Raw genomic sequence first — 7895 nt, forward strand, 5'->3', positions numbered from 1 at the left:
CGATCTACAGCTGGAGTACTAAGCTGATGCACAGCATCGCAAGTTCTCAGCTCGACAAACGTATCGAGCTGAGAGGCCCGGAGGACGAACTGAAGGAGCTTGCCGACACATTCGATAGCATGATGGATCGGCTTGACCGGGCTTTCAACGCACAGCGACGTTTTGTCTCGAACGCTTCCCACGAGCTACGCACCCCGCTCGCGATCAACCGTACTTTGCTCGAGGTGCACATGTCCGATCCGAACGCGTCACCGGCGTTGACTTTCCTGGGCAACTCGCTCCTGGCCACCAATCAGCGCAGTGAGCAGCTCGTAGAGGGCCTTCTGTTGCTTGCTCGCAGTGAGAACGAGCTGGTTGAGCGCAAACCGGTCGACATGGCCGAGCTCGCTACCCGAGCTGTTCGGCAGGTATCAGCTGAAGCTGAGGAACTGGGAGTGGAGTTGCGCGGCGAGTACCTGTCGACGCAGGTGCAGGGAAATACCGTCATGCTTGAACGGCTCGCGTTCAATCTGGTGCAGAACGCCGTTCATTACAACCTCCCTGTCGGCGGATGGGTAGACGTGAGAACGTCACTTCGAGCCGACCACGGAACGCTGACCGTAATAAATTCCGGGCCAGTAATACCGGCGTACGAAGTGGACCACCTTTTCGAGCCCTTCACGCATCCGCGATATACCCATTCGGGCAGCAGAAGAGGTGTTGGGCTCGGGCTGGCAATCGTTCGTTCGGTGGCACGCTCCCACGGCGGTACCGTCGCTGCACGACCCCGTGCGAGCGGCGGATTGGAAGTCGCAGTGCGGCTGCCTGCCCGGCATTCTTCAGCCTGGCCCAAGGACCAAGAACCGCAGGCCGCTACGGAATAATGTGGACATGCGTCCGCAGGGATGCGCCTGAGACAGACCTCGCCCGGTACGGCAGCGTCGGAACGTTCGCCCGTGTGGCTTGGCCATCCCCCCGGCAGAGCATCCGCCGGCACCGCAACGAGCTGACGCCTGGCCTGCTGCCGCCCGGTCCGTCGCGAAACGGAGCACAGCTCTGGTTCGGGCGCTCAGTGGGTGTGGCGTCAGCCCGTGCCGTCGGTCGGGTCGTCGTCCGTGCAGGGTGCCGACTCCTAGGGTGCGGTGCCGGCTCCGCGTGGGCCACTGGCTGGTGGGCAGGCGCAGGGATGCGCCGGGCGGTCACGCTGGTCTTGTGCGGGCGATTGCCGTCCGGTTCAAGCCCGAGGGGAGTGGGCGTCCCGGCGGCACCAGACCGGGTTTGGGTGTGCCGGTCTGGTGTGCCGGTCAGATGCCGTGCGAGGTGGCGGTATTGGCCGGTGGGGAGGGCATTTGGGGGCGTTTGGTGGAGTACTGGTCCGCGGTGACGGTCAGGGACTGTGCGATCTGACGCAGGTAGGAAATGAGCCGCTCGGTCTCTTCCTGGTCGCCGTCGGCAGCCTGGGTGGCCTGTTCCCACCTCTGCTGCAGGATCGCCTCTGCCTGTGCCCTGGCGGCCCGCACCATGTTGCGGGCCTGTTCGCGGGCCGCGGAGACGGTCTGCTCGGCCGACTGCTGGGCGCGGGCCTGCTGCAGTACGGCGTCCACGGTCGGCACCCCGGTGGGGGCGCTGCCGTCGCCGATGTTGTTCGCCCGGATCCAGTCCCGGTGACGCTGCATGTCTGTCCGCAGCCGGTCGTTCTCCTGCGTGAGCGCGGTGAGAGTCGCCGCGCAGCGGCGCAGGGTGTCGTGCACCGCCTCTTCGCTGTAGCCGCGACGTGTCAGCGGGGCGCGGGGGAAGGTCATCGACCGCAGTGTCTCGGGCGTCACCCGGTGCGGCTCCGGATGGTGTGCTCCTGTCTCGTTCACGTCTCTCCGATCACCGATCCTCTTCGAAGTGCAGCAAGTCGTGGGGTATGCCGGCGTCTGCCAGATCGCGCACTGTCGCGGAGACCATGGCCGGCGAGCCGCAGACGTAGAAGGAGCGTCCGCTCCAGTCGGCGGCGCGCAGGACCGGGCCGGCGAGGCTGCGGTTGTCGAAGGTGCCGGCGTCCGCGCCGACCAGCGGCGTGATACGAAGCCACGGGTGCGCCTGGGCCAGTTGCCTCAGCGCGGGCAGGTCGTACAGGCCGTGGGTGTCGCGTGCCCCGACGAACAGGTCCACCCGGCGCTGACGTCCATGCCGGGCGATCTCCTCGACCAGGGCGCGCAGTGGGGCCAGGCCGGTGCCCCCGGCGATCAGCACCAGATCCCGTCCGGCGGAGGTCTGCAGCGTGAGCCTGCCGCCGACGGGGGCTCCGAGGCGTAGTACGTCGCCTTGACGCAGCCCGTACACCAGGGCCGGGCTGACCAGGCCGCCGTCGACGGCGCGCACGTGGAACTCGATGGTCCCGTCGGCGCGCGGTGCGTTGGCCGGGGTGAAGGCCCGCCAGGTGCTCGGCAGCATCGGGGCTTCCACCATCACGGACTGCCCGGCCGCGTACGCCATCGGCTGGTCCAGGCGCACCGTGAGGACCGCGATGTCGAAGCCGCGTTGCTCATGCCGCACCACCTCGGCGTTCCACCACGACGGATTCGTCATGCTGTCGGCTTCGGCGGCCTGAATCATGGTGCGGGCCACCAGGGTGTAGGCCTCGGTCCAGCCGCGCTGCAGTTCCGGGGTCCACGCATCGCCCAGGAAGTAGGCCAGCGTGGCCAGCAGCGCTTGCCCCACGGCCTCGTAGTGCTGCGCCACCACCTGGAACCTACGGTGGTCGCGGCCCAGTTGCTGCAGGTACGGAACGAGCCGGTCTGGATCGTCCGCGTCCGCGACGATCCGGCCCAGGGCGGCGACGAGCCGATCGCGCTGCGCTCCCATGGATACCGGGAACATCGGCCGGACCTCTGGCGCGATGAGGAACAGGTAGGAGTAGAAGTAGCGCGGGACCTCGTCCCCCGACTTGCCGACCAGGGCGAAGGAATCTCTCAGCGCCTGGGAATCGCTCATGTCCGCCCTCCGGTGGCTGACATCAGAGGGTGACCTCCAAGAACAATCGTGAGCCCGTCCGCGGCTCGTCCGTGAGGAGCCGTCGGCGGCCGTGTCAATTCGAACTGGCCTGGCCGGCCGCGACCATGGTGTCGCTTATCACGCCGTAGACCGCCGTCCAGGACTCCTCGACGGCCGGTGTCCACGCATCGCCCGCGTAGTGGCGCAAGGTGGCGATCAGGCTGGTCCCCACGGCCGGGTAGTGCTCGGCCAGCGCGCCGTATCCCGCATGGCGTCGCCCCAGGTTCTGCAGCATGCCTGTCAGCGCCTCGGTGTTCTCCAGGTTGGAGACCAGGGCACCCAGAGCCGCCCACAGGCGGTCGCGCTGCTCGTCGAGGTGAGGGGCGAACAGGGGGCGCACACCGGGATGATGCTCGAACAGGTGATCGTAGAAGTATGCGGTCACCTGCGAGCCGTGGGGCTGAACAGCCGCGAAGCTGCTCCGGATCAGTGAGAGGTCTGCGGTCATGGCGGCCGACTGTAGCCACTGGCGCGTGAATCGAACAAGTTGGGTCCGGGGTGAGGTCGTACTGTTGACGCACCGCCAACTTGCGTCCACACTCCCGACACGTGCTGCGGCCTATCCGGCACGATCCCGCCAGGCCGGCTTGCTGCCCCCTGTGCTTCCGAGGGCCGAGGATGCTGGAATCGGACTTACTTCGCCCTCCCCATGCACTCCGCAGGTCCGTTGACGCGAGGGGCCTCTCGCCGGGCCGGCAGTGTGCGCAGAACGAGTGTGACGTTTGCTCGGGTCGGTGCGCTTGAGGAAGTGTGACCTGTGACGGGTGGTGTACGCATCGAAGTTTCTTCGGGGGTGGGGTATCGAGCGGCCGGGTGAGGCGCGTGGGAGAGTTTCGGCGGTCGGGCCGAACCGAAGGGGGCGCGGCCGGCTACGGGATCTTGGGGGTGGCGGGCTGTTAAGGGCGTCGTCGCGTACGCCAGTGCCTCTCCGCGGGGCCTGCGATCGCGGCGCCGCATGTCTTCGGCCACCGCGACATCAACACGACGGCACCGAACGCACTGTCCCCTTCGAATCATTCCTGTCCGCATCGATCTCCGGTGCAACCCGCACGCAGTCGACGAAATGCTCCTCCGCGAACACGTCGAGCGGTGCCGCCCCCAACCTGGCGACCCCGCCATCGGCCGTCGCGAGCCCCGGCCGGCTCGCACGTCGGGATTCGACGACCCAGCGCCCGGTAAGTCCACCGGGCGTGGAGGGCAAGTGCTTGCCGGCACGAGGGGCCGTCGAGGACGGATGGACGAGCACGGGCCCGGTTTCCGCGCCCGCCCCTACGCCGTCCACGAGGCATTCTGAAGTGACATCACAGGACCGGCGCTGTCTGAAAGTCGAGGATCCAGTGCCGGGTGCGGTGTGACGTCGGCACGCTCAATGGCTGGAAGTCGACGTTCCCGTAAACCGCATGTCACGAGTGGCAGACGACGCGTCACCGGAAGCTCCAACTCACCCCCGGCCGTGCCCGTTTACGCGCGCGCAACATTTACCGCACGGCCGATTTTCGGCCAACATCACTTCAGGGCCCTGGCATGTACGCGACCCTGATGCGACTCTTCCTGCACCCGCCGCACGAGCACAGCAACGTCGGATCCCTTCCGGCCAGTGCCCCACACTGTCCGGCCCCCCGCCAAAGGAGCTTGTGTGACTCCCCGATCCGCGCGCCACAAGCGCACCACCCTGGTCGTCGCCACCGCCGTCGCCGCTGGAGCCCTTCTCGGTACCGCTCTGACCACCAGTGCCTCGGCCCAGACCCCGTCCGACACCACCGCTCGCACCCCTCTGGCCGCCGCACCCACGGCCCTGTCGTCCGCATCCCGCACCTCGCTCCTGCAGAAGGCACAGTCCGGTGCGGCCGACACCGCTTGGCGGATAGGCCTCGGCGCCGAGGAGAAGCTACTCGCCAAGGACGTCGTCAAGGACGCCGACGGCACCCTGCACACCCGCTACGAGCGCACCTACGCGGGCCTGCCCGTCCTCGGCGGCGACCTCGTGGTCCACACCGCGAAGTCGGGCAGCACCGAGGGCGTCACCAAGGCGGCCAAGGCGGCCATCAAGGTGGCCTCGCTGACGCCGCGGGTCACCACTGCCGAGGCGCAGAAGCAGGCCCTGGCGGTCGCGAAGGCCGCGGGTTCGGACAGGACGGCCGCCGACCGGGCGCCTCGCAAGGTGATCTGGGCGGGCTCCGGCGCACCGGTCCTGGCGTACGAGACGGTGATCGGCGGCTTCCAGGACGACGGCACGCCCAACGAGCTCCACGTCATCACCGACGCCACCAGCGGCAAGGAGCTCTACCGCTACCAGGGCGTCGAGACCGGCATCGGCAACACCCACTACAGCGGCCAGGTCTCCCTGACCACGACCCAGTCGGGTTCGACGTACACGCTGACCGACGGTGCGCGCGGCGGCCACAAGACGTACAACCTCAACCAGGGCACCACCGGTACCGGCACCCTGTTCTCCCAGTCCGGCGACACCTGGGGTGACGGCACCAACTCCAACGCCGCCACCGCGGGCGCGGACGCCGCCTACGGGGCCCAGGAGACCTGGGACTTCTACAAGAGCACCTTCGGCCGCAACGGCATCAAGAACGACGGCGTGGGCGCGTACTCCCGCGTCCACTACGGCAGCAACTACGTCAACGCCTTCTGGCAGGACAGCTGCTTCTGCATGACCTACGGCGACGGCGCCAACAACAACGACCCGTTGACGTCCCTGGACGTGGCCGGCCACGAGATGAGCCATGGCGTCACCGCCGCCACGGCCGGCCTGAAGTACAGCAAGGAGTCCGGCGGCCTGAACGAGGCGACCTCCGACATCCTGGGCACGGGCGTGGAGTTCTACGCCAACAACTCCTCCGACCCCGGTGACTACCTCATCGGTGAGAAGATCGACATCAACGGCAACGGCACCCCGCTGCGCTACATGGACAAGCCCAGCAAGGACGGCGCCTCCGCCGACTACTGGTCGCGGACGGTGGGCAGCAAGGACGTGCACTACTCGTCCGGTGTCGCCAACCACTTCTTCTACCTGCTGTCCGAGGGCAGCGGTGCGAAGACGGTCAACGGCGTCAGCTACAACTCGCCTACCTACAACGGTTCCACGGTGACCGGCATCGGCCGCGACAAGGCGCTGCAGATCTGGTACAAGGCACTGTCCGAGTACTTCACGTCGTCGACCAACTATGCGGCGGCACGCACCGGCACCCTCTCGGCGGCCGCCGCCCTCTATGGCTCCGGCAGTACCGAGTACAACGCGGTGGCCGCGGCCTGGACCGCGGTCAACGTCAACTGACCAGCGACAGCCAGATGGCGGGCGGCACCCGGGAGAGCACTTTCCGGGTGCCGCCCTTTTCTTGCCGCACTCATGTCTTCGAAGCCTTCACCACCCGCGAGGACATCGGCGCGACCCTGCAGTTGCCGAATACCTGATCCATGCTGGTCAGGCCGCATGGGTGTACTCGTGGAGGGTGCCGCCGAGTCGCGTGCGTCTGCGTATGTCGAGACGCGCGATCGTGCCCGGATGTTCGATCGGAGCAGGTAGCGGATGGAGGGGGCGAGCATTGGCGATGCCCTGGTGTGGCCTGTGCTCGTTGTAGAAGGATTCGAACTCGCGCAGGGCATAGAGGAGATGGCGCTGGTTCCAGATCAGTGTGCGGTCCAGCAGTTCTCGTCGGCAGGTTTGCACTCACCTCTCCATGATGGAGTTCATCCTTGGCATCTGAACGCCGCTGAGCACCACCTCGATGCCCGCGTCCTTGAGGACTGCGTCGAACAGCCCGGGGAACTTCCCGTCTCTGTCCCGGATCAAGAACCGCGCTCGGCAGCCCGCGTCCTCGAGGTCCATGACGAGGTTCTTTGCGGCCTGGACCACCCAGGCCGCGGACGGGTGAGCAGTGGCGCCCAGGATACGGACCCGACGGTTGGCGTGCTCGATCACCGCGAACACGTATAGCCGCACCCCGGACAGGGTGACCGTTTCGAAGAAGTCACAGGCCAGAAGGGCGTCGGCCTGGGAGCGCAGGAAGTCGCCCCAGGTACTGCAGCTCCGTTCGGGCGCCGGGTCGATCCCGGCATCCTTGAGGATCTCCCATACCGTGGAAGCGGCAACCTTGATCCCCAGCACGAGCAGCTCACCGTGCACTCTTCCTGTAGCCCCAGCTGGGATTTTCGCGCGCCAGGCGCAGCACCAGGGCTCTGATCGAGTGCACGGTCCGTGGCCGACCCGGGCGCATCGGCCGAGACCGGGCCGCGTGGCGGCGTGCGACCAGGTCGCGATGCCATCCCATCACCGTCTCCGGGCGCGCCAGCAGCCGCATCCTGCGCAGCACATGCCGTGGCAGCCGATGCAGCAGCGCCGCCAGTAACGCCCGGTCGGTCGGGATCAACCGCACCCTCTGCTTGCCGAGTTGGCGTTCCAGCACCGTGATCTGATGACGCAGGGCAAGGATCTCCGCGTCCTTGTCCCGGGCGCTCATCGGCAGCAGGCGCAGCAGGGTGAATGCGTTCGTCACGCCCAGGTAGGCAAGTCGTAGCAGCACGGTCGATCATCATGCCGCGCTGATCGACAGCCACGTGAGTGCCGGCGCGAGCGACCGCGGTCGACATCCCGCACACCGGCTACCACCAGGGCGGATGTGTTTTCGGCAAGGGCAGCGTCGTCCGCGATCGCTCTGCGGACAGTGTTCCTCGAGATCCCCAGCTTCCTGGCGATCACCCGGATCGGCATCTGCTCACTCCGGTGCAGTCGGCGGATCTCCGCCCAGTCCTCCACGCTGATCACCCTTCCTCCCGATCTGGCTCAACGAGCCAGACCCTCTGGAGGGGGTCAACTTTCAAGCGCCGCTACTGGTCCACTTTTCAGGTTCTGGATCACTTTCCGT

5 protein-coding genes and 2 pseudogenes are annotated in these 7895 nt (G+C 67.1%); 2 read left to right on the forward strand and 5 right to left on the reverse strand.

Annotation, left to right across the window (positions count from 1 at the left end):
• Positions 1-863: sensor histidine kinase (locus BZY54_RS28025; protein WP_143668136.1), on the forward strand; the 863-nt coding region annotated here is incomplete at its 5' end.
• A 420-nt stretch (positions 864-1283) separates the two neighbouring features.
• Here BZY54_RS28025 and BZY54_RS28030 read toward each other — a convergent pair.
• From BZY54_RS28030 to BZY54_RS28040, 3 genes are all read right to left on the reverse strand, one after another.
• Positions 1284-1781: a DivIVA domain-containing protein gene (locus BZY54_RS28030; protein WP_143668137.1), complete on the reverse strand. Its 498-nt coding sequence runs from the start codon at positions 1779-1781 to the stop codon at positions 1284-1286.
• Positions 1782-1854: 73 nt separating this feature from the next.
• Positions 1855-2961 carry a globin domain-containing protein gene (locus tag BZY54_RS28035; RefSeq protein WP_086728125.1) on the reverse strand — a complete coding sequence of 369 codons (1107 nt, stop codon included), beginning with the start codon at positions 2959-2961 and terminating at the stop codon, positions 1855-1857.
• Between the two features lie 94 nt (positions 2962-3055).
• On the reverse strand, positions 3056-3469 hold the full coding sequence (locus tag BZY54_RS28040) for a globin family protein (protein WP_086728126.1): 414 nt from the start codon (positions 3467-3469) through the stop codon (positions 3056-3058).
• Between the two features lie 1188 nt (positions 3470-4657).
• On the opposite strand from BZY54_RS28040, the gene BZY54_RS28045 reads away from it, so the two are divergent.
• Positions 4658-6307, forward strand: a complete 1650-nt coding sequence (locus BZY54_RS28045) for a M4 family metallopeptidase (RefSeq protein ID WP_086728127.1) — start codon at positions 4658-4660, stop codon at positions 6305-6307.
• 147 nt (positions 6308-6454) lie between these two features.
• Here BZY54_RS28045 and BZY54_RS28050 read toward each other — a convergent pair.
• Positions 6455-7553, reverse strand: a pseudogene (locus tag BZY54_RS28050) (integrase core domain-containing protein).
• A 116-nt stretch (positions 7554-7669) separates the two neighbouring features.
• Positions 7670-7795, reverse strand: a pseudogene (locus BZY54_RS28055) (helix-turn-helix domain-containing protein); the annotation flags it as partial.
• Between the last annotated feature and the right edge of the window lie 100 nt (positions 7796-7895).

It is taken from the genome of Streptomyces carpinensis (genome assembly GCF_002154505.1).
In the GTDB taxonomy this organism is placed as follows: domain Bacteria; phylum Actinomycetota; class Actinomycetes; order Streptomycetales; family Streptomycetaceae; genus Streptomyces; species Streptomyces carpinensis.